15 protein-coding genes, 1 tRNA gene and 3 pseudogenes are annotated in these 21369 nt (G+C 76.5%); 15 read left to right on the top strand and 4 right to left on the bottom strand.

The window, feature by feature from the left end; genetic code table 11:
* Positions 1-20 precede the first annotated feature (20 nt).
* Positions 21-887: a TrmH family RNA methyltransferase gene (locus AC2TDM_RS10055; protein WP_484634531.1), complete on the top strand. Its 867-nt coding sequence runs from the start codon at positions 21-23 to the stop codon at positions 885-887.
* Here the strand turns inward: AC2TDM_RS10055 and AC2TDM_RS10050 are convergent.
* Positions 884-1384: a hypothetical protein gene (locus tag AC2TDM_RS10050; RefSeq protein ID WP_484634530.1), complete on the bottom strand. Its 501-nt coding sequence runs from the start codon at positions 1382-1384 to the stop codon at positions 884-886. The two genes, AC2TDM_RS10055 and AC2TDM_RS10050, sit on opposite strands and share 4 nt — an antisense overlap.
* The gene (locus AC2TDM_RS10045) at positions 1381-1986 is read right to left on the bottom strand and encodes a YbaK/EbsC family protein (protein WP_484634529.1); all 606 of its coding nucleotides are present in this window, start codon (positions 1984-1986) and stop codon (positions 1381-1383) included. The genes AC2TDM_RS10050 and AC2TDM_RS10045 overlap by 4 nt, the downstream gene beginning before the upstream one ends.
* Before the next feature lie 424 nt (positions 1987-2410).
* On the opposite strand from AC2TDM_RS10045, the gene AC2TDM_RS10040 reads away from it, so the two are divergent.
* The 13 genes and pseudogenes from AC2TDM_RS10040 to AC2TDM_RS09980 all read left to right on the top strand — a co-directional run bounded on the left by AC2TDM_RS10040 (position 2411) and on the right by AC2TDM_RS09980 (position 17662).
* A complete protein-coding gene (locus AC2TDM_RS10040; RefSeq protein WP_484634528.1) occupies positions 2411-3343 on the top strand; it encodes a hypothetical protein in 933 nt (310 codons plus the stop codon).
* On the top strand, positions 3340-5313 hold the full coding sequence (locus AC2TDM_RS10035; protein WP_484634527.1) for a DNA polymerase Y family protein: 1974 nt from the start codon (positions 3340-3342) through the stop codon (positions 5311-5313). The genes AC2TDM_RS10040 and AC2TDM_RS10035 overlap by 4 nt, the downstream gene beginning before the upstream one ends.
* Positions 5306-8920, top strand: a complete 3615-nt coding sequence (dnaE, locus tag AC2TDM_RS10030; protein WP_484634526.1) for a DNA polymerase III subunit alpha — start codon at positions 5306-5308, stop codon at positions 8918-8920. The genes AC2TDM_RS10035 and dnaE overlap by 8 nt, the downstream gene beginning before the upstream one ends.
* A gap of 682 nt (positions 8921-9602) precedes the next feature.
* Complete coding sequence (locus AC2TDM_RS10025) at positions 9603-10295, top strand: DUF1684 domain-containing protein (RefSeq protein ID WP_484634525.1); 693 nt, start codon at positions 9603-9605, stop codon at positions 10293-10295.
* A gap of 101 nt (positions 10296-10396) precedes the next feature.
* Positions 10397-10924, top strand: coding sequence for a VOC family protein (locus tag AC2TDM_RS10020; RefSeq protein WP_484634524.1), 528 nt, complete (start codon positions 10397-10399; stop codon positions 10922-10924).
* A gap of 6 nt (positions 10925-10930) precedes the next feature.
* Positions 10931-11013 (top strand) — tRNA-Leu (locus AC2TDM_RS10015).
* 492 nt (positions 11014-11505) lie between these two features.
* Positions 11506-12501, top strand: a pseudogene (locus tag AC2TDM_RS10010) (endo-1,4-beta-xylanase).
* Between the two features lie 126 nt (positions 12502-12627).
* The gene (locus tag AC2TDM_RS10005; RefSeq protein WP_484634523.1) at positions 12628-13392 is read left to right on the top strand and encodes a ThuA domain-containing protein; all 765 of its coding nucleotides are present in this window, start codon (positions 12628-12630) and stop codon (positions 13390-13392) included.
* Positions 13371-14492, top strand: coding sequence for a Gfo/Idh/MocA family protein (locus AC2TDM_RS10000; protein WP_484634522.1), 1122 nt, complete (start codon positions 13371-13373; stop codon positions 14490-14492). The genes AC2TDM_RS10005 and AC2TDM_RS10000 overlap by 22 nt, the downstream gene beginning before the upstream one ends.
* Positions 14493-14794: 302 nt before the next feature.
* Positions 14795-15481: pseudogene (locus tag AC2TDM_RS09995) on the top strand (DeoR/GlpR family DNA-binding transcription regulator); the annotation flags it as partial.
* Positions 15482-15539: 58 nt separating this feature from the next.
* Positions 15540-15803, top strand: a pseudogene (locus tag AC2TDM_RS09990) (PTS mannitol transporter subunit IIB); the annotation flags it as partial.
* The gene (locus tag AC2TDM_RS09985) at positions 15800-16237 is read left to right on the top strand and encodes a PTS mannitol transporter subunit IIA (RefSeq protein ID WP_484636435.1); all 438 of its coding nucleotides are present in this window, start codon (positions 15800-15802) and stop codon (positions 16235-16237) included. The pseudogene AC2TDM_RS09990 and the gene AC2TDM_RS09985, both read left to right, overlap by 4 nt.
* A 180-nt stretch (positions 16238-16417) precedes the next feature.
* The gene (locus AC2TDM_RS09980; RefSeq protein WP_090033729.1) at positions 16418-17662 is read left to right on the top strand and encodes an AI-2E family transporter; all 1245 of its coding nucleotides are present in this window, start codon (positions 16418-16420) and stop codon (positions 17660-17662) included.
* On the opposite strand, the gene AC2TDM_RS09975 is transcribed toward AC2TDM_RS09980, so the two are convergent.
* Together AC2TDM_RS09975 and AC2TDM_RS09970 are read right to left on the bottom strand one after the other, a co-directional pair.
* Complete coding sequence (locus AC2TDM_RS09975; RefSeq protein ID WP_239078785.1) at positions 17659-18375, bottom strand: alpha/beta fold hydrolase; 717 nt, start codon at positions 18373-18375, stop codon at positions 17659-17661. The two genes, AC2TDM_RS09980 and AC2TDM_RS09975, sit on opposite strands and share 4 nt — an antisense overlap.
* Entirely contained in the window at positions 18372-19169 is a 798-nt protein-coding gene (locus tag AC2TDM_RS09970; protein WP_484634521.1) for a fructosamine kinase family protein, read from the bottom strand. Before AC2TDM_RS09970 ends, AC2TDM_RS09975 begins: the two co-directional genes overlap by 4 nt.
* A 61-nt stretch (positions 19170-19230) precedes the next feature.
* On the opposite strand from AC2TDM_RS09970, the gene AC2TDM_RS09965 reads away from it, so the two are divergent.
* Complete coding sequence (locus AC2TDM_RS09965; RefSeq protein WP_484634520.1) at positions 19231-21351, top strand: M3 family metallopeptidase; 2121 nt, start codon at positions 19231-19233, stop codon at positions 21349-21351.
* Positions 21352-21369: the final 18 nt, after the last annotated feature.

Raw genomic sequence — 21369 nt, 5'->3', positions numbered from 1 at the left:
GGGGCTGGCAGGATGACGCGGTGCGTCACGAGCTCCTCCCGCTGACCGACCCCGACGACGCGCGGCTGGCGGACTACGTCGCGCTGACCGACGTGGCGCTGCGGCGGCGGTTCGAGCCCGAGCGCGGCCTCTACATCGCCGAGAGCTCGACGGTCCTGGGCCGGGCGCTGCGGGCCGGGCACCGGCCGCGGTCGGTCCTCCTGGCCCCGCGCTGGGTGCCGGACCTGCAGGCGCTGCTGGCGGAGCTGCCCGACGAGCCCGCCTCCGGTCGCGACACGGCCCCCGTGCCGGTGTACGTGGCGGACGAGGCGCTGCTCGAGGCCATCACAGGCTTCCACGTGCACCGCGGCGCGCTGGCCGCCATGCACCGGCCCGCGCTGGCACCGGTGGCGGACGTGCTGGCCGGCGCGCGGGGCGGTGCGGGCGCGCGTCGGGTGGCCGTGCTCGAGGACCTCGTCGACCACACGAACGTCGGGGCAGCCTTCCGGTCGGCGGCCGCGCTGGGCGTCGACGCCGTGCTCGTGACGCCGCGGTGCGCGGACCCGCTCTACCGCCGGTCGGTGCGGGTGTCGATGGGCACGGTCTTCCAGGTGCCGTGGACGCGCATCGATCCCTGGCCCGAGGGCCTGGACGTGCTGCGCGGCCTGGGGTTCGTCACGGCCTCGCTCGCGCTGGCCGAGCACGCCACGACCCTCGACGAGCTCGTGGCCGCGCCGCCCGAACGGCTCGCGCTGGTCCTCGGCGCGGAGGGTGACGGCCTGGGGGCGGCCACGGTCGCGGGGTCGGACCTCGTCGTGCGTATCCCCATGGCGGGGGGCGTGGACAGCCTCAACGTGGCCGCGGCGGCCGCGGTGGCGTTCTGGGCGGTGCGGGTGCCGGCGGGCTAGACGCCCAGCGGGTCGGCCGGTGCCGACGGGGCCAGGACGCGCGCGATCGTCTCGTCGACGAGGTCCTCCACGACGCGGTCGAGGGCCGGGTCGGCGTCGTGGCGCCGGTGGCCCGGGGCGCGGACGAGGTCGACGTCGACCCCGTGCCGGCGCGGGACGTACCGGAAGCCGTCCTCGGTGGACGGGTCGTAGTCGAGGACGAGGTCGGCCACCTCGAGCCGGTGGCGCCACGTCGCCAGGCGGCGGACGTCCTCGGGGGGCAGCGCCGCGCCGTCGCGCCGCGCCGCCTCGAGGTGCAGGAGCGCCAGGTCGGTGGACAGCCGGTGCTCCGGCAGCACGTGCCAGGGGACGAGGTGCCGGCCACGGTGCGCGTCGGCATGGTGCATGTCGGCCCGGTGCGTGTCGGCATGGTGCAGGAGCTGCTCGATGAGGGCGTCGACGTCGTCCTCGGGGGTGCGGACGTCGTCGTCCCGGAGCCCGCGCTCGACCGCGCTCATGGCGCCTCCTCTGTCGCAGCCGATGGTAGGGCCAGCCCGGCCACGACCTCGACCCCCGGGGCGGACCCCAGGAGCGCACCGGGCAGGGCGATCTTCGAGCGGCGGACCCCGCTGCCGACGACGACGTGGTCCCCGGCCTCGTCGGGCACGGTGACGGCCTCGTCGACGAGGACGCGCCAGCCGCCCGGCAGGCCGAGCGGGGTGATGCCGCCGTACTCCATCCCGGACTCGGTGGTCGCGCGGTCCGTGGGCAGGAACGACGCCTTGCGCACGTCCAGCAGGCGCTTGACGGCGGTGTTGACGTCCGCGCGGGTGGTGGCGCGGACCACGGCGGCGGCGATCCGCTCCTCGCCCGCGCGGCGGCCGGCGACGAGCACGCAGTTGGCCGACGCCGACGGCGGCAGCGCGAACGCCTCGGTCAGTGGCGCGGTGTCCGCCAGGTCGGGATCGATCTCCGCGACGAGGACGGCGGTGGCGACGAGGGGCTCCACGGCCGCCCACCGCTCGAGGGCTGCGCGCGTGGCGGGGGCGAGCAGGTCGGGGCGGGCGAGCGCCGGGCCCCAGGGCAGCGACCCGGGGGCGAGGGACGTGGGGGAGGGCACGGGGGCAGGGTAGCGACGACAGCGGGGCCCGGACCGGGCCGTCCGTCCCGGGCGGCCCTTCCTACGGGCACCGTCCGAGGGCCGGTGGCGGGTCGGTGCGGAGCGCGCTCGGTCCCGGGCCGACGCGCCGACGACACGCTGGAGCGAGGGCCACGGACGGCCGTGCTCCGCAGCGGTCCGCCGTCGCGCGACGGCGTCGAGGGTCGTTCGCGAGGTCGTGTCGGTGGTCGGCGGGAGGGTGTCCACGGGGGCGCTCGACGGATTGACACCGGGTCGCCGGGCGCGTGTACTAGTTATCGAACACGCGTTCGAACACGGCCGATGTGGTCGGTGCCCGGTCGCCTCCGCGACCGCTCCGAGCCGGCGGCCGGAGGGTCTTGGCGGGTCGTCAGGATGTAGCACGAGGGTACGGGAGGTGGTCGTGGTGCCGACGGCCGCCGCTGCGGAGGACCACCGCTCCCGGGCCGCCCGCGCCCGCGAGGTGCTGGCTCGTGCCGAGCTGCGGACGGGCGCCCGCAGCCTGGCGCTCGGCACCCGTCCCGGAACGCCGGCGGCCGTGACGGCGGTTCCGGCACCGGCGCCGTCCGTGCCGCCCGCGCCATCCGCGCCGTCCGGGCCGTCCTCGACCGCGCTGCCGACGGCACTGCTCACCACCGAGCGCCCGCCGCTCGCGGTGCCGCCCGCGCTGGTGCCGCTCCTGCCCGAGGGGCTGCGCCGCGGCGGGGCCACGGTGGTGACGGGGTCGACGTCGCTGCTCCTGGCCCTGCTGGCGCAGGCCTCGGCCGGCGGGGCGTGGGCCGCGGTCGTCGGGCAGCCGTCGATCGGCCTGCTCGCGGCCGCGCAGGCCGGGGTCGAGCTCGACCGGCTGGCGCTCGTGCCGCGTCCCGGTGCCGACAGCCCGGCCGTCGTGGCCGCGCTCGTCGACGGGCTGGACGTCGTCGTCGTGGGTGCGGGGGCGGTGCTCACCGACGCCGACCGGCGCCGGCTAACCGCGCGGGTGCGCGAGCGGGGGGCGGTCCTGCTGACGAGCACCGCCTGGCCGGGGGCGACGGCGGTGCTCGACGCGCGGCCGCTGGGCTGGACCGGGTTGGCCGACGGCGAGGGGCACCTGCGCTCCCACCGCCTGCAGGTGCGCCGCACCGGGCGGGGCGCGGCACCAGGGGACGCCGGGCTGGAGCTGGAGCTCCCGCTGCCCGTGCCGGGCGCGCTGCCCGTCGCACCCGCGGCACCGTCCGTGCCCCAGGTCGTGCCCCAGGTCGCGTCCCAGGTCGCGTCCCAGGCCGTGCCGCAGGCTCCCGACGAGGGCCACGAGGACGCCGACGGGTTCGTGCAGGGCCGGCTGAGGCTCGTCGGATGAGCGCACCCACCACGGGGCGCCCGACGACCCCGGCCCCGCCCCCCGCCGCCACCCGCACGCCGGAGGCACGCACGCCGGACGCACGCAGGTCCGGCCCCTCCACGACAGGCGCCCGTCCGTCCGGCACCCGCGCCCCCCGCCCGGCCGCCACCCGCACGACGGTGCTGTGGGTGCCCGACTGGCCCGTCGTGGCGGCCGCGACCCTGGAGGGCGTCCCGGCCGACGTGCCCACCGCGGTCCACGACGGCCGCCGCCTCGTCGCGGTGTCCGCGGGCGCCCGTGCGGAGGGCGTGCGCCGGGGCATGCAGCGGCGCCAGGCCCAGGGGCTGTGCCCGGCGCTCGTGCTGCTCGACGCCGACGAGCCGCGGGACGTGCGGATGTTCGAGCCCGTCGCCGCGGCGGCCGAGACGGTCGTCAGCGGGGTCGAGGTGGTCCGCGCCGGCCTGCTGCTGCTGCCCGCGGGCGGGGCCAGCCGGTACCACGGCTCGGAGGACCGGCTCGCGGAGCTGCTGGTCAGCGCCGTCGCCGAACGCACGGGCCACGAGTGCGCGGTCGGGACGGCCGACGGGCTGCTGGCGGCGGTGCTGGCGGCGCGGACGGGGGAGGTGGTGCCGCCCGGGGCGTCCCCGGCCTTCCTCGCGGGCCGGCCGATGGCGGACCTCGTGCACGCGGCCGTGACGGACGAGGACGCGGCCGAGGTCCTCGAGCTCGTCGACCTCCTGCACCGGCTGGGTCTGCGCCACCTGGGCCGTCTGGCCGCGCTGCCGCCCGCTGCCGTGCACGCCCGGTTCGGCCGCCGGGGCACGTGGGCGCAGACGCTGGCCCGTGGCGAGGACGAGCGGCCGCCGGTCCGGCGCCGCCCCGAGGCGGACGTGGAGGCCGCCACGGCGCTCGACCCGCCGCTCGACCGCGTCGACCAGGCGACCTTCGCCGGGCGCCGGCTCGCCGAGGAGCTGCACGCCGCGCTCGTCGCACGGGCGCTCACGTGCGGGCGGCTGCGGATCGACGCCCGCACGGAGGCCGGGGAGGAGCTCAGCCGGACGTGGCGGACGGACATGGGTGGCTGGGGCGGGCTGACCCCCGCCCGGATCACCGACCGCATCCGCTGGCAGCTCGAGGGGTGGCTGGCCTCCGCCGCGGCCGAGGCGGGACGTGCTGCTCGCGCGGCCCGGGCGCGGGCCGACCGCGAGGCGGGCCGGACGACGGGCCTGTCCTCCGGCCGGATGTCGGGCCGGATGTCGGGCCGGTCGTCGGGCCTGCGGACGCCCGGCGCCGGCGGGGTCGACGCCGACGGGCCGGACGCACCTCCCGCGCTCGACGTGGACACCCCGGGCGTCACGCTCGTGCACCTCGCCGTGACGGCGCTCGACGTCGCCCCCGCCGGGGCGGAGCAGGGCCGGCTGTGGGGCGGCCCGTCGGGCGGGGACCTGCGCGCGCACCGGGCGCTGGACCGCGTCCAGGGCATCGTTGGGGTCGACGGCGTGCTGCTGGCGAGCCTGCAGGGCGGCCGCGACGTGCGCGACCAGGTGCACCTGCGTGCCTGGGGGGAGCAGGAGGCAGCCCCGCGCCCGGTGGACCGGCCGTGGCCGGGGCGCCTGCCCGACCCGGCACCGGCGTGCGTGCTCGCCGAGCCCGTGCCCGTGGAGGTGCTCGACGCGCACGGGCGGCCCGTCCGCGTCGACCCCCGGCAGTCGCTCAGCGGGGACCCAGCCGTCCTGCGCTGGACCGGCGACGGCGCCCGGGGTGACGACAGGGGTGGCGCCCGGGGCGACGACAGGGGGAGCGACGGGGGTGGTGGCAGCCGACGCGTCGTCGGCTGGGCCGGGCCGTGGCTGGTCCTCGAGCGGTGGTGGGTCCTCGGCGCCGCCGGGCAGGTCCGCGCGCACCTGCAGGTCGCGCTCGACGACCGCCGGGCGCTGCTGCTGACGGGCACCGCCGAGGGCTGGACCTGCGAGGCGACGTATGACTGACGCGTCGACGACCGACCTGGTGACCGGCCCGGCCCCGGCGTACGCCGAGCTGCACGCGCACTCGGCCTTCAGCTTCCTCGACGGCGCCAGCCAGCCCGAGGAGCTGGTCGCGGAGGCGGCCCGGCTCGGCCTGCGCGCCCTCGCCCTCACCGACCACGACGGGCTGTACGGCGTGGTCCGGTTCGCCCAGGCGGCGCGGGCCGTCGGCCTGCCGACCGTGTTCGGCGCCGAGCTGCACCTTCCCGCGCCCGACGGCCGGCGGCACGGCCGGGAGAGCGCGCGGGACCGCGCCCGCACGGTCCCCGGCCTGCCCGTCCTCGACCCGCCGACCGCGGTGCCCGACCCGCGGGCGGAGCACCTGCTCCTGCTGGCGCGGGGGCCGGACGGGTACCGCTCGCTGTCCGCCGCCGTCGCCGAGGGTCACCTGCGCACGGGCCGCAAGGGCGCCGCCGAGTACCACCTGGAGGAGCTCGCGGCGGCCGCCGCAGGACGCTGGCTCGTGCTCACCGGCTGTCGCAAGGGGGCCGTCCGCCGGGCGCTGGCCGGGGGCGACCCGTCGGGCACCACCCCGGTGACGACGGCCGGCCTCGAGGCGGCGGGCCGTGAGCTGGACCGGCTCGTCGCCCTGTTCGGCCGGGACAACGTCGCGGTGGAGACGACCGCCGTCGGCGACGCCCACGACGCCGAGCGCGCCGACGCCCTCGCCGAGCTCGCCGCCCGGGCGCGGCTGCCCCTCGTCGCCACGGGCAACGTCCACTACGCGACGCCGCGCGACGCGGACCTGGCCGCCGCGCTGGCCGCCGTGCGCGCCCGGTCCTCCCTCGACGACATGGACGGCTGGCTGCCGGCGGCGCCGGGCGCGTACCTGCGCTCGGCCGCCGAGATGCTCGCGCGGCACCGGCGGTACCCGCAGGCCGTGGCGGCGGCGGCCGCGCTCGGGGCCGAGCTGGCGTTCGACCTCTCGCTCGTCGCCCCGTCGCTACCCCCGCACCCCGTGCCGCCCGGGCACACGGAGGCGACCTGGCTGCGCGAGCTGGTGCGGCGGGGCGCCGACGAGCTGTACGGCCCCCCGGACGACGAGACGGTCGCGGGCGCCCACGCCCAGGTCGAGCACGAGCTGGACGTCATCGAGCAGCTCGGCTTCCCGGGGTACTTCCTCGTCGTGCACGAGCTCGTCGACTTCTGCCGCCGCAACGGGATCCTCGCGCAGGGCCGGGGATCGGCGGCCAACTCGGCCGTCTGCTACGTCCTGCGGATCACCGCCGTCGACCCCGTGCGCCACGGCCTGCTCTTCGAACGCTTCCTGGCGCCCGAGCGCGACGGGCCGCCGGACATCGACGTCGACATCGAGTCCGCCCGCCGGGAGGAGGTCATCCAGCACGTCTACGAGCGCCACGGCCGCTCGCACGCGGCGCAGGTGGCCAACGTCATCTCCTACCGGCCGCGCTCCGCGGTTCGCGACGCGGCGCGCGCGCTCGGGTACGACACGGGTCAGCAGGACGCGTGGAGCGGGAGCATCGAGCGGTGGGGGACCCTGCGGGGCACGGAGAAACCCAGCCCCTGGTGGACGATGTACCGCTCGGGCACCGTCGGGGCGAGCAGCGCGGCGTCCGGGCCGTCGCCGTGGCCGGACCGCGCCGCCGACGGCGCGTGGTCACCGACGCTCGGCCGTCAGCCGACCGTCGACCGTCACGACGTGGCTCTGCCGCCGACGCCGCCGGCCGAGCTGGCGGAGATCCCCGACCCCGTGCTCGACCTCGCCGAGCGCTTCCTGCGCCTGCCGCGGCACCTGGGCATCCACTCCGGCGGCATGGTCATGTGCGACCGGCCGGTCGTCGAGGTGTGCCCCGTGGAGTGGGCGCGGATGCCGGGGCGCACGGTGCTGCAGTGGGACAAGGAGGACTGCGCCGACGCGGGCCTGGTGAAGTTCGACCTCCTGGGTCTGGGCATGCTCACGGCGCTGCGGCTCGGCTTCGGGTTCGTCCGGGACCTCGAGGGCGTCGAGCTGGACCTGCACGCGCTGCCGCACGAGGACCCGCTGGTGTACGACCTCCTGTGCGCGGCCGACACCGTCGGGGTGTTCCAGGTCGAGTCCCGCGCGCAGATGGGCACGCTGCCGCGCCTGCAGCCGCGCCGGTTCTACGACATCGTCATCGAGGTCGCGCTCATCCGCCCCGGCCCCATCCAGGGCGGGTCGGTGCACCCGTACATCGAGCGGTACCACGAGCGGCAGCCGGTGACGTACCTGCACCCGCTGCTCGTCCCCTCGTTGGAGCGCACCCTCGGCGTGCCGCTGTTCCAGGAGCAGCTCATGCAGATGGCCATCGACGTCGCGGACTTCACCGGCGCCGAGGCCGACCAGCTCCGGCGGGCCATGGGGTCCAAGCGCTCGCTGGACCGCATGGAGGCGCTGCGCGAGCGGCTCGTGGCCGGCATGACCGCCAACGGCATCCCCGCCGACGCCCAGCAGGAGATCTACGACAAGCTCAAGGCGTTCGCCGACTTCGGCTTCCCCGAGTCGCACGCCTTCTCCTTCGCCTTCCTCGTGTACGCCAGCGCGTGGCTCAAGGTGCACCACGCCGCGGCCTTCTACGCCGGGCTGCTGGCGGCCCAGCCCATGGGCTTCTACTCCCCGCAGACGCTCGTCGCGGACGCCCGCCGGCACGGGGTGGAGGTGCTGCGCGCCGACGTGCAGGCGTCGCGCGCGCTGGCTTGCGTCGAGCGGGTCGCGCCGGCACCGCCCGACGGCGAGCCCGTGCTCGTGCCCGTCCCCGGCGGCACGGCACCCGTCCTCCCGCTGGGCGGGCGGCGCGGCGGCCGCGACGGTGCCGGCGGGTCCGGTGGCGTGAGGCCCGACGAGGGAGCCGTCGCGGGGGAGGCGCCCGCCGTGCCCGACGGCCGCACGCTGGCGGTCCGGCTCGGGCTGTCGTCGGTCCGGGGCATCGGCGAGGAGCTGGCGGAGACCCTCGTCGCCGAGCGCGACGCGCACGGGCCGTTCGTCGACCTGCGCGACCTGGTCCGGCGCGTCCGGCTCACGACGCCGCAGCTCGAGGCCCTGGCCACCGCGGGAGCCCTCGACGGCCTCGGCGTGGACCGGCGCGAAGCGCTGTGGGCCGCCGGCGCGCTGAGCCAGGAGGGCCCCGACACCCTGCCCGGCGTGTCCGTGGGCGTGGAGGCACCGACGCTGCCGGGCCTGGACCTCGTCGAGACGGCGACGGCCGACGTGTGGGCGACGGGGATCTCCGTCGACTCCTACCCCACGCAGTTCGTGCGCGAGGGGCTCGACGAGGCCGGCGTCGTGCGGGTGGCGGAGCTGTTCCGCAGCGAGACCGGCGGGCGCGTGGCCGTGGCGGGCGTGGTGACGCACCGCCAGCGGCCGGGGACCGCGCACGGCGTGACGTTCCTGTCCCTCGAGGACGAGACCGGCCTGCTCAACGTCGTGTGCTCCGCCGGGCTGTGGCAGCGGTTCCGCACGGTGGCGCGGACCTCGCGCGCCCTCGTCGTGCGGGGGAAGGTCGAGCGGGTGGACGGCGCGACGAACCTCGTCGCCGAGCACGTGGCGCCGCTGTCGCTGCGGGTCCGCTCCCGGTCGCGCGACTTCCAGTGACCGGGACGCCGGACGACGCGGTGTCCGGGGACACCCGACGCGGTGGTCGGCCGCCCCGGGTGCTGCACCCCGGGTGCTCCGACGGCCCCGGTCCGCGTCACCGCGGGCCGGGGCCGTCGTCGTCATCAGCATCCGCCACCGCCCGCCGCACCCGCTTGTCCTCGTCGGTGCGTGCTGACCCGTCCCCGGCTCTTGGGGACCGTCGGTGGCTGCCACGCGGGCCACGTCCGTCCACCCCTCTCGCAGGGGTGCGTGCTCCGTGCCCGGTCCGAGCCGGCGACGACGGGATGCTGCACCGCCGGTCCGCTCGGGAGTCTTCAGTTGTCCTCCCCAACCGGCGGGACGTCCGATCCATTCCCGCCCGCCGGGGCCAGCACGTGCCACCGCCCGCGGCGCCCGCTTGTCCTCGTCGGCGCCGTCTGACCGTCCCGGGCCTGGGGACCGTCGGTGACCGCTCCCCGGTCCGCGTCCGTCCACCCCTCTCGTAGAGGTGCGTGCTCCGCGACCGGGCCGGGCGGGACCAGGTGCTGGTGCCGGTCGCCGTCCGGGTGGTACACCCCGTCCATCGGCGGCCGCCGCCGACGGCTTGAGCCGTTCGGGTCGTGAGTTCACCCGATCGTGACGACCGGCGGCGACGGCCGCTCGACCTGTGTCGGGCAGCCCCGTGTGGCACGGTCGTCGCGTGAAGCTCGTCGACGCGACCGCCGCCCTCGCCCCCGCCGCCGTGCCGGCCGCCGCCACGGTCCTCGACGTCGTCGACTGGCGACGACGGACCGCCGCCCTGTACGCCGCCGTCCGCGAGCAGGCCGCGCAGGACCCCGCCGCCGCCCACGCCCGCTGGGTCGCCGGCCGCGACGCCCTGCTGGCCTCGCACCCGGCGTCGCCGGTCATGCCCGACGACCGCGCGGGCTTCACCGGGGTGCCGGTCGCGCCCTACGACCCGGCCTTCCGGTTCGTCGTCGCCCTCGAGCCCGGCGCGCCGCAGCACCGGGACGTCGCGACCGGCACGGACGGCGTCGTGCCGTTCGACAGGATCGGCACGGTGCGGCTCGGCGACCTCGGCACGCTGGACGTCTGGGCGCTGCGCACCTACGGCGGCGGGGTCTTCCTGCCGCTGCTGGACGCGACCTGCGGCCTCCCCGACCCGGCGGACGCGCCGGGGACCGCGGCCTACGGCGGCGGGCGCTACGTGCTGGACACGATCAAGGGCGCAGACCTGGGCGGTGCGCCCGACGCCCTCGTCGTGGACCTCAACTTCGCCTACAACCCCTCGTGCGCGTACGACCCGGCGTGGGCGTGCCCGCTGCCGGGTGAGGGCAACACCCTGGCCGCGCCGGTGCCCGTCGGGGAGCGCGCACCCGCCGCGCGCGCCTGACGGCGCCTGCCGAGCGGGTCGAACGCCCTTCCCCCCGCTCGTCGCCCGCGCCACACTGACGTCGAGCCGGGTCCGCCGGGGGCCAGCGGAGGGAGTCCGCCGTGCTGGACCCGACGACCGCCTTCAGCGGCTTCTCCGTCGACGACGTCGAGCGCGTCGTGCCGTTCTACCGGGACGTGCTCGGCGTGCCCGTCGACGTGCGCGACGGGATGCTGCGCCTGGAGCTGGGCCCCCGCACCGTCCTCGTCTACCCCAAGGGCCCCGCGCACGCCCCGGCGTCGTTCACCGTGCTCAACTTCCCGGTCGACGACGTCCCCGGCACCGTCCGCGAGCTGACCGCCCGCGGCGTCCGCATCGAGCGCTACGAGGGCACGCCCGTCGCGACCGACGACGAGGGCGTGTTCCGCGGCGGGGTCCGCTCATCGCCTGGTTCACCGACCCCGCGGGCAACGTGCTGTCGGTGGTCGAGGCCTGATCGACGCCCCGCGCCGCCCGGCGGCACCCGCCGCACGGCATCGGACGCCGGTGCCGGGAGCACCCAGGAGGTCTGCTATCGTTTCCGACCGCACGCCCGGCCAGGACGTGATCGGTACGGCCTGTCCGTGCTGGTGGGAGGGGCCGGAGCGTGACCACCTGTCCGGGTGGCGGAATGGCAGACGCGCTAGCTTGAGGTGCTAGTGCCCGAAAGGGCGTGGGGGTTCAAGTCCCCCTCCGGACACCGCCGCGGGCGCGTCCCGGGAGCATCACGACGAGAGCCCCTGCTCCGGTCATGGACCGGAGCAGGGGCTCTCGTCGTCGTGCGGCGCCCGTCGTGCCGCCGCTGCGGCCACGCGCCCCACCCGCCCGTCGTCGGAGCGTGGAACGGCCGGCGCGTCCACCGCGCACGCACCTCGAGGAACGACTGCCTGCCGAAAACGGTATCGACAACGGTTGCGAAACTTTCCGGCGGAACATTCGGTCGTCAGGTCCCGGCCGGGCACCAGAGCTGGCATCCAAGTCCGGAAGGCGCCTCTTCGGCGTCGCATGCGAAGGAGCATGACGTGTCCCTCCGTCACCCCCTGCTCGTCGGCACCCTCACGCTGGCGGTCCTCACCGCCGGCGCGTCGACCGCCGCCGCAGCCCCCGCCGACCCCGCGCGATCGACCGGTCGCCGGCCCTCCAGCGATCGACGCTGGCGAGCCTCGCCGAGGCCTCCGGCCTGGAGATCGGCGTGGCGGTCGCCGCCGACCAGTACGGCACCGACCGCAAGTACACGAAGCTCGTCGACGGACAGTTCTCGTCGGTCACGGCCGAGAACGCCATGAAGTGGGAGTCCGTCGAGCCCGTGCGCGGGCAGTACGACTGGGCCGACGGCGACGCGCTCGTCGCCGCCGCCCAGGCCAACGGGCAGCTCGTGCGCGGCCACACCCTCGTGTGGCACTCGCAGCTGCCGCAGTGGCTGTCCACCGACCAGGTGCACTGGTCGTACTCCCCGGCGGAGCTGCGCGAGATCCTGCGCCAGCACGTCCTGGCCGAGGCCGGCCACTTCGCCGGCGACATCTGGCAGTGGGACGTCGTCAACGAGGCGTTCAACGAGGACGGCACGCCCCGCGTCACGGTGTGGTCCGAGGCCTACCGGGCGCTCGGGCTCGACCCGCTCGGCTACATCGCCGACTCCTTCCGCTGGGCCCACGAGGCCGACCCGGAGGCGCTGCTGTTCTACAACGACTACAACATCGAGTTCACGGAGCCGAAGAGCAACGCGCTGTAGGCGCTCGTGCAGGACCTCCTCGCGCAGGGCGTCCCGATCGACGGCGTCGGTTTCCAGACGCACCTGTCGACCGCCTACGGGTTCCCAGACCTCGAGGCCAACCTCGACCGGTTCGCCGACCTCGGCCTGAAGGTCGCGCTCACGGAGGTGGACGTCCGCACCTCCGTGGCCGAGCATCCTGGCCACCCCGGCGAGTACGGGGACGCCCCGCTGACGCCCGCCCTGCAGCGGCAGCAGGAGGAGTACTGGGTCGGCACGCTCGAGGCCTGCCTCGCGGTGCCGTCCTGCATCTCCTACACCGTCTGGGGGGTGGCGGACGCCAACTCCTGGATCCCGGGCGTCTTCCCGGGCGAGGGTGCGGCGCTGCTCTACGACGACCACCTCAACCCGAAGCCGCAGCTGCGTGCCCTGCTCGAGGTCCTCGCGACCACGGACTCGGCGCCGCGCACGGCCTGACGGTCGCAGCGGCAGCGGGGCACCCGGACGGCGCGGTCGTCCGGGTGCCCCGCCTGCTGCGGTGCGAGGATCGACGGGCGCCGGTGCGACCCGCAGGGGGCGCACCACGACGGAGAGGGGCACCGCATGGTCGCGGGCTCGGACCACGGCACGACGGACGGCACGGACGGCACTGACGGCACGACGGACGGCACGACGCGGCGGGCGCTCGTCGTGCGTGGCGGGTGGGACGGGCACCAGCCGGAGGCGGCGACCGACCTGTTCATCCCCTTCCTGCGCGACCAGGGCTTCACGGTCGACGTGGAGACCGACAACGAGGTGTACGCCGACGCGGACCGCATGGCGGCGACGGACCTCGTCCTGCAGTGCGTGACGATGTCGGAGATCAGCGGCCCGGCGCTCGCGGGCCTGCGCGCCGCCGTCGAGGCGGGCACGGGCTTGGCCGGCTGGCACGGGGGCATCGCCGACTCCTACCGCGCGAGCTCGGACTACCTGCAGCTCGTGGGCGGCCAGTTCGCGACGCACCCGGGCCGCGAGCCCGGGCAGCGGCACGGCGACGCGTCCGACAACTTCCTCCGGCACACGGTCGAGTTCACGGCGCTGGGCAAGGAGCACCCCGTCACCGCCGGGCTGCCCGACGTCGAGCTCGAGACCGAGCAGTACTGGGTGCTGCACGACGACCTCATCGACATCCTCGCCACCACGACGCACCCCGTCCAGCCGTGGCACCCCTGGCACCGGCCGATCGTCTCGCCGGCGGTGTGGACGCGGTCGTGGGGTGCCGGGCGCGTCTTCGTCGCCACGCCCGGGCACTCGCCGGACGTGCTGGAGCAGCCCGTGATCCGGGCCGTCGTCGAGAGGGGGCTGCTGTGGGCGAGCCGCACGCGGTAGGCGTCGTCGGGCTCGGGGTCATCCTCGAGCAGTACCTCGTGACCCTGGCCGACCACCCGGGCGTGCGTCTGGCCGCCGTGGCCGACCTCGACCCCGAGCGGGCGCGGGCGGTCGCCGCGCGCGTCCCGGGGGCGCGGCCCTGCACGGTGGCCGAGCTCATGACCGACGACGAGGTCGCGACCGTCCTGGACCTGACGACCCCCGGCGCCCACGCCGACGTCGCGCTCGCGTGCTCCGCGGCGGGCAAGGACCACTACGGGGAGAAGCCGCTGGCAGCCACGTGGGAGGACGCGCAGCGCGTCGTGGCGGCCGCGGCGGCCGCCGGCACGCGGGTGGGGTGCGCGCCCGACACGGTGCTGGGGACGGGCGTCCAGACGGCCCGCGCGGCTGTCGACGCCGGGCGGATCGGCCGGCCGACGGCGGCCGTCGCCACGTGGATCTCGCCCGGGCACGAGGCCTGGCACCCGCAGCCGGACTTCTACTACCGGGCCGGAGGCGGGCCCCTGCTCGACATGGGTCCCTACTACCTGACGAGCCTCGTGCACCTGCTGGGCCCGGTCGTCGCGGTGACGGGGACGGCCGCGATGCTCCGCACCACCCGCACGATCGCCAGCGGCCCGCGGGCGGGCGAGGTCATCCCGGTCGAGGTGGCCACGCACGTGGCGGGCACCCTCGAGCACGCCGGCGGCACCGTGTCCACGGTGACGATGAGCTTCGACGGTGCCCGGACGCGAGCCCGCCCGATCGAGGTGCACGGCGAGGAGGGCTCGCTGGCGGTGCCCGACCCCAACACCTTCGCCGGGGACGTCGAGCTGTTCGCGCGGTCGTCGGGGGAGTGGGAGGTGCTGCGGCCGAGCGCGGGGTTCGTGGACGCGGGGCGTGGCGTCGGGCTCCTGGAGATGGTGGGCGCGGCCGGGCTGGGCGCGGCCCCGGAGGAGCCGCGTGCCGGCGGTGCGGTCGCCCTGCACGTCACCGAGCTCATGACGGGGCTGCTGCGGTCGGCCGACGAGGGGCGGCGGATCACCCTCACCACGGCCCCGGACCGCCCGGCACCCCTGCCCCTCGTGCCCTCGACGACCTGGCGGTCCTCGCGGGCCTGAGCCCTCGCGCCGGGCCTCGCACCCCGGCACCGTCGCCCACCGACCCCGGCCGGCCACCGCCGCGCCGGGGTCCCGTCGCGTCCGCCCCCGGTCGGCGACGCGCCTCGACGGCACGGTTCGGCGCCGGCGCCGCGGTCTGGGCGGCGTCCGGGCGGGAACGGACATCGGGCACGGCGGATGCCCGAACGGACACGCGGACCGGACCCGGTTGGTTCCGGATGACACGAGGAAGTGATTGATAGCACAGCAGAACGGGCGTAGACACAGCCTTGCCACGACGACGAGGCGAGGAGGACAGGGCCGTGTACGCACCGGAGCGCCAGCGCGAGATCGTCTCGCTCGCGCGCGCCGTCGGACGGGTGGACGTCCGCGGCCTGGCGCAGAGCCTCGAGGTGACGCAGGAGACGGTGCGGCGGGACCTGACGACCCTCGAGCAGGCCGGCCTGCTGCGCCGCGTCCACGGCGGCGCGATCCCGGCCGAGCGCCTCGACCTCGAGCCGCCGGTGGCCGAGCGCGAGGGGCGGATGACGGCCGAGAAGGAGCGCATCGCCACGGCCGCGCTCGACGAGCTGCCGGACGGCGGGTCCGTCGTCCTCGACGCGGGCACCACCACGGTCCGGCTCGCCCAGCTGCTGCCCACCGACCGCGAGCTGACGGTGGTCACGCACGCGGTGCCGGTGGCCTCGTTGCTGGCGCCGCGGCCGAACGTCACCGTCCACCTGCTGGGCGGCGTGGTGCGCACCCGGACGCTGGCGGCGGTGGGGGACTGGGCGCGCGAGTCGCTGGGCTCCCTCTTCGTCGACGTCGCGTTCCTCGGCACGAACGGGCTGAGCGCGGATCACGGTCTGACGACGCCGGACCTGGCGGAGGCGACCGTCAAGCGGGCCCTCGTCGAGCGGTCGCGCCGCACGGTCGTGCTGGCCGACCACACGAAGATCGGCCGTCGCGACTTCGCGCACGTGTGCCCGCTGGCGTCGGTCGATGCCGTCATCACCGACACCGGCCTGTCCGACGCGCTCGCCGCCGAGGTCGAGGCCGCCGGCCCGAAGCGCGATGGGCGCCAGCGTCCTGCGCAAGAAGCTGAAGACCGCCGGGGTGGAGGGCGTCACGGTCGTCAACCGGGCCGTCGCGAACCTCACGGACGGCGAGGCCGAGCTCGTCATCAGCCAGCGCGAGCTGACGGACCGGGCGCGGCACCAGGCGCCGCACGCGGTGCACCTGTCCGTGGACAACTTCATGAACAGCCCCGTCTACGACGAGGTCGTGCAGCTCGTGCGGTCGTCCTCCGACCGGGAGGGTGCGGGCCTGTGACCGCCGTGCTGACGCGCGAGCTCGTCCGGCTCGGGGGACGGGCCCGCACGAAGGACGAGGCGATCCGCGAGGCCGGGGAGCTCCTGGTCGAGGCGGGCGCCGTCGGCCCGGCGTACGTGGACGCCATGGCGGAGCGGGAGCGGACCATCTCGACGTACATGGGCAGCCTCCTGGCCATCCCGCACGGCACGAACGACGCCAAGAAGGAGATCCGCCGCTCGGCGGTCTGCCTCGTGCGGTACGACGAGCCCATCGACTGGGGCGGCGGACCCGTCCGGGTGGTCGTCGGCATCGCGGGGGCCGAGGACGAGCACCTGGAGATCCTGTCCTCGATCGCGCAGGTGTTCTGCGAGCCGGCCGAGGTGGACAAGGTCCTCGCCGCCCGCAGCGCCGACGAGATCACCGACGTCCTCGCGGCGTCGGGCGAGGAGTAGCCCACCCCTCGCGGTCCGCCACGGCCCCGGTCCCTGCGACGACGTCGCGGGGCCCGGGGCCGTCCGCCTGCTCGGCACGTCCTGGGGCCCGGCTGCACCACGGGCGCGCCCGGCCCGCGCAGAGGGCAGACTGACCGATGGGTGCCGACCGGCCCCACGGGCGACGAGGAGCGGCCAGCCATGTCCGACAGCACCGGGACGGGCGCCGGCCCGCGCACGACCGTGGCGGGACGCCCGGTGGTCCGCCGCGTCGCCGGGCACCGGCCCCGGCCCGTGCCGGCCCCCGGTGCACCGGCCCCGCAGTGGCTGCAGGTGCTCGCGGCCGTCTCGTGGCGGCTGCTCGTCGTCGTCGCCGCGGTGTCCCTCGTCTTCTACGCCACCGCGCAGGTGCAGCTGCTGTTCGTCGCGCTGTTCCTCGCGCTCGTCTTCACCGCCGTGCTGCGGCCCCTGGTCGACCTGCTGGACCGGGTGATGCCGCGGGGGATCGCCACGGCGATCGGCCTGCTGGCCGGCTTCGCGTTCTTCGCCGGTCTCGTCGCGTACGTGGCCTACTCCGTCGCCGACCAGTGGAGCGCGCTGCAGCGGCAGTTCGGGCAGGGCATCGAGCAGATCACGGACTACCTCGAGGGCGGCTCGCTGCCCTTCGTCATCGACCGTGACCAGATCGCCGAGTGGGTCGCCAACGCCCAGGTGTGGGTCCAGGAGCACTCCGGGGAGCTGGCGTCCCAGGCGGCCGAGCGGGCGGGGTCGGTCGTCGAGATCTTCACCGGGCTGGCGCTGGCGATCTTCTGCGCCGTGTTCTTCCTGGCCCGCGGCACGTCGATGTGGACGTGGTTCCTCAACCAGCTCCCCGCCCGCGTGCGCGGCACCTGGCAGGAGGCGGCGGACGCGGGGTGGAGCACCTTCTCGGGCTACACGCGCGGCATCGTCTTCGTCGCCCTGTCCGACGGGCTGCTGGCGCTCGTGTTCCTCTCGGCCCTGCAGGTGCCGCTCGCCGCGCCCCTGGCCGTCCTCGTGTTCGTCGGCGCGTTCATCCCGCTCATCGGCGCCCCCCTGGCCATGGTCGTGGCCATGATCGTCGCGCTCGCGGCGAACGGGTTCTGGGCGGCCGTGGTCGTCGGCCTGGGGATCGCGGGCATCGGGCAGATCGAGGGGCACGTCCTGCAGCCGCTCATCATGGGCAAGCAGGTGTCCCTGCACCCGGTCATGGTGGCGGTGGCGGTGACGGCGGGGACGCTGACCGCGGGAATCCTCGGGGCGGTCGTGGCCGTCCCGCTCGTGTCCGTGGCCTGGGCGATCTTCTCCCGGCTGCGGACCGTCGACCCCCCGCTGCCCGACGAGGACGAGGACCCCCTCGTCGAGCACGTCGGCGAGCGGGGGGACGGCGTGCCCGACGAGGAGGGCGCCGCACCCGCCCGCGTCTAGGGGCGGGCGCCGTCGTCGGGTCGCGTGCCACCAGGCACGTCGGGCGGCGGGACCGCGACGGGGCGCAGGCCGTGCACCACGTCGAGCAGGAGCCGGTTGAACGCGACCGGGTGCTCGCTGTTGACGTCGTGGCCGGCGCCGGGCACGACGTGCACCCGCAGCCCGGGCACAGCGCGGCGGTAGCGCCACTCGTCGAACCGGAGGGGGTCGCGGCGGCCGTTGACCACCCACACGGGCACGGTGAGCCGGCGCAGGTCGTCCAGCGGCGAGTAGCCCGCCAGCGTCGTGAGCATGTCCGTCACCACGTGCCACGTCCCGCCGCCGAGGCCGAACGTCCGCGTGACGTACCGCGACAGCTCGCGGTAGGCGCGCAGCGGCTTGCCGCGCAGCTGCGTCGAGCACCCGGCCAGCACGACGCCCGCGAGGTGGTCGCCGCCCGCGGCCGCGTACGCCAGGCACAGGTACCCCCCGAGCGAGAGCCCGACGAGCAGCGGCGGCACCTCGCACCCGCGGACGGCGGCGTCGATGGCCTCCAGGGCGCCCCGCCGGGTCAGCCGCTCCCCGCTGCGCGTGCCGTGGCCGGGCAGGTCGATGGCGTGGACGGGGTGCCCGTGCGCGGCCAGCGCCGCCGCCTGCCCGGACCAGATGGCCGACGAGGTGCGCGTCCCGTGCACGAGGACCACCGGCCGGCCCAGCACCTCCTCGGGGGTCACCGGCCCGACCACCGTTCCAGCAGCGAGCGCAGCCGGCCCACGTACCCGCCGCCGAACAGCACGGCGTGCACCGCGAGCGGGAAGAGCTGGTGCAGCGACGTGCGCCCCTGCCAGCCCGGCCGCAGCGGGTGGGCGGCGTCGTAGGCCGCGAGCACGGCGTCCAGGTGCGGCAGGCCGAACAGCGCGAGCATCGCGAGGTCGTCCTCGCGGTGGCCGCCGTGCGCCGCGGGGTCGACGAGCACCGCGCCGTCGGCGGTCCACACGACGTTGCCGGACCACAGGTCGCCGTGCAGCCGCGCCGGCGGCTCGTCGTCGCCGCCGAGGCCGGCGCGCAGCCGGTCGGCGACGCGCCCGGCCGCGGCGAGGTCGTCGGCGCCGAGCACCCCGCGCGTCACGCCCTCGCGCACGGTCGGCAGGAGGCGCGCGTCCGCCAGCAGCTCCCCCCAGGACGACGCCGTGTCGCCCGGCAGCGTGAGCGGGTCGTCGAGGGGGCCGAAGAAGAAGGGGCCGGGTGCGTCCGGCGGCGCCGCCCCGAACGCCGGCGCACCCGCGTCGTGCGTCCGTGCGAGGGCCGTGCCGAAGGCGGCGGCCGCGGCGGCGGTGGGGGCCGCCGGCTCGAGGCGGTCGAGGGTGAGCGACCCCTCGTCGACGTCCCGCACCGCGACCACGGCCGCCCCGCCCGCGGCGGCCAGCCAGCGCAGGCCGGCGGCTTCCCGGCGGAAGAACCCGGGGGGCGCTCCCGTCCGTGCCTTGCGGAACTCGGGGGTCCCGGGCCGGCGGTCGTGCGAGGTCACCGCCCCAGCCTGGCGCACGGGCAGGAGGGGAGCACGGCGACGGGCGGGTGATGATGGGGGCATGACCGACGGCACCACCGCCCCCGAGCCCGCCGACCACTCGCTGACCGACAGGGCGCTCGACCCGTCCAACCCCTTCGCGGCGCCGTCCGTGCTGCCCTACGGGCTGCCGGACTTCCGCGCGATCCGCGTGGAGCACGTGCGTCCCGCCGCGCTCGCGGGCATGGCGCAGCAGCGGGCCGAGGTGGAGGCGCTCGTCACCGACCCCGCGGCACCGACGGTGGAGAACACCCTCGAGGCGCTCGAGCGCTCCGGCCGGCTGCTGGACCGGGTGCTGTCCGTGTTCTTCACGCTCGTCAGCTCTCACGGCACGCCCGACGTCGAGGCGCTGCAGGTCGAGCTGGCGCCGCTGCTCGCCGCGCACCACGACGCCATCGAGCTGGACCCGCGCCTCTTCGCGCGCGTGGACGCGCTGCGCGCGCAGGCCGCGGCGGGCGACCTGGTGCTCGAGCCCGACACCGCCTGGTTGCTGACGCGCACCCACCGCCGGCTCGTGCGCGCCGGGGCGCAGCTCGACGACGCGCAGCGCGCGCACCTGACGGAGCTCAACACGGAGATCAGCCGGCACTCCACGGCCTTCGAGCGCACGCTCCAGGCGGCGACGAACGCCGGCGCGCTCCTGCTCACCGACGAGGCGGAGACCGCCGGCATGCCGGCCGGTGCGCTCGCGGCGGCCCGGCAGGCGGCGGCCGGGCGCGGGCAGGAGGGCTGGCTCGTCGAGCTCGTCCTCCCCTCGCAGCAGCCGGCGCTGGCCTGGCTCGAGGACCGGTCCGTGCGCGAGCGCCTGTACCGCGCGACGGTCGAGCGGGGCCTGGGCGGCGAGCACGACACCCGTCCGCACCTGCTCGCCCTGGCCCGGCTGCGCGCCGAGCGCGCCCGGCTGCTCGGCGCCGAGCACCACGCGGCGTACGTGGCGCAGGACGCGACGGCGGGGTCGGCGGAGGCGGTGGCCGAGATGCTCGCGCGCGTGACGCCGCCGGCGGTCGCCAACGGGCACCGCGAGGCGGCCGAGCTGCAGGCCGCGCTCGAGCGGGACGTGCCGGGTGCGACCCTCGAGCCGTGGGACTGGGCGTTCTACGCCGAGCGGGTCGGCGCCGACCGCGGGTCGGTCACCGACGCCCAGACGCGGCCCTACCTCGAGCTCGACCGCGTCCTGCGCGACGGTGTGTTCGCGGCCGCCCACCGGCTCTACGGCCTCACCTTCGCCGAGCGCGACGACCTCGTCGGCTACCACCCGGACGTGCGGGTCTTCGAGGTGCGCGACGCCGACGGCACCGGCGTCGGCCTGTTCCTCGGCGACTGGTTCACCCGGGACACGAAGAAGGGCGGGGCCTGGATGAACCACCTCGTCCACCAGTCCACGCTGCTCGACGAGCGGCCCGTCGTGATCAACAACCTCAACGTGCCCAAGCCGCCGCCGGGCGAGCCCGTGCTGCTGACCTGGGACGAGGTCATCACGATGTTCCACGAGTTCGGGCACGCGCTGCACGGGCTGTTCTCGTCCGTCCGCTGGCCGTCCCAGTCGGGCACGAACGTGCCGCGCGACTTCGTCGAGTACCCCTCGCAGGTCAACGAGATGTGGGCGTGGGAGCCCGAGGTGCTGCGGTCCTTCGCGGTGCACCACGCGACGGGCGAGCCGATGCCGGCGGAGTGGGTCGACACGCTGCTCGCGGCCCGGCAGGACGGGGAGGGCTACGCGACGACGACCTACCTGTCGGCCGCGCTGCTGGACCAGGCGTGGCACCGGCTGGCGCCCGAGGAGGTGCCGGGCGACGTCGCCGAGGTCGAGGCGTTCGAGGCCGCGGCGCTCGAGCGCGCGGGCCTGACCGTGCACGCCATCCCGACGCGGTACCGGTCCACGTACTTCGCGCACGTCTTCGCCGGGGGCTACGCGGCCGGCTACTACTCCTACATCTGGTCGGAGGTGCTCGACGCCGACACGGTGGAGTGGTTCCGGGAGAACGGGGGCCTGCGGCGGGAGAACGGGGACATCTTCCGCGCCCGGCTGCTCTCGCGCGGGCACGCCCAGCACCCGCTCACCTCGTTCCGCGACCTGCGCGGGCGCGACGCCAGCATCGAGCCCCTGCTCGTGCGGCGCGGCCTCACCGGGGCGGCGGCCTGACCGGGCGGTCGCGGGACA

Source organism: Cellulomonas sp. plas2 (assembly GCF_057221735.1).
This window is presented reverse-complemented; position numbering and strand designations above follow the sequence as displayed.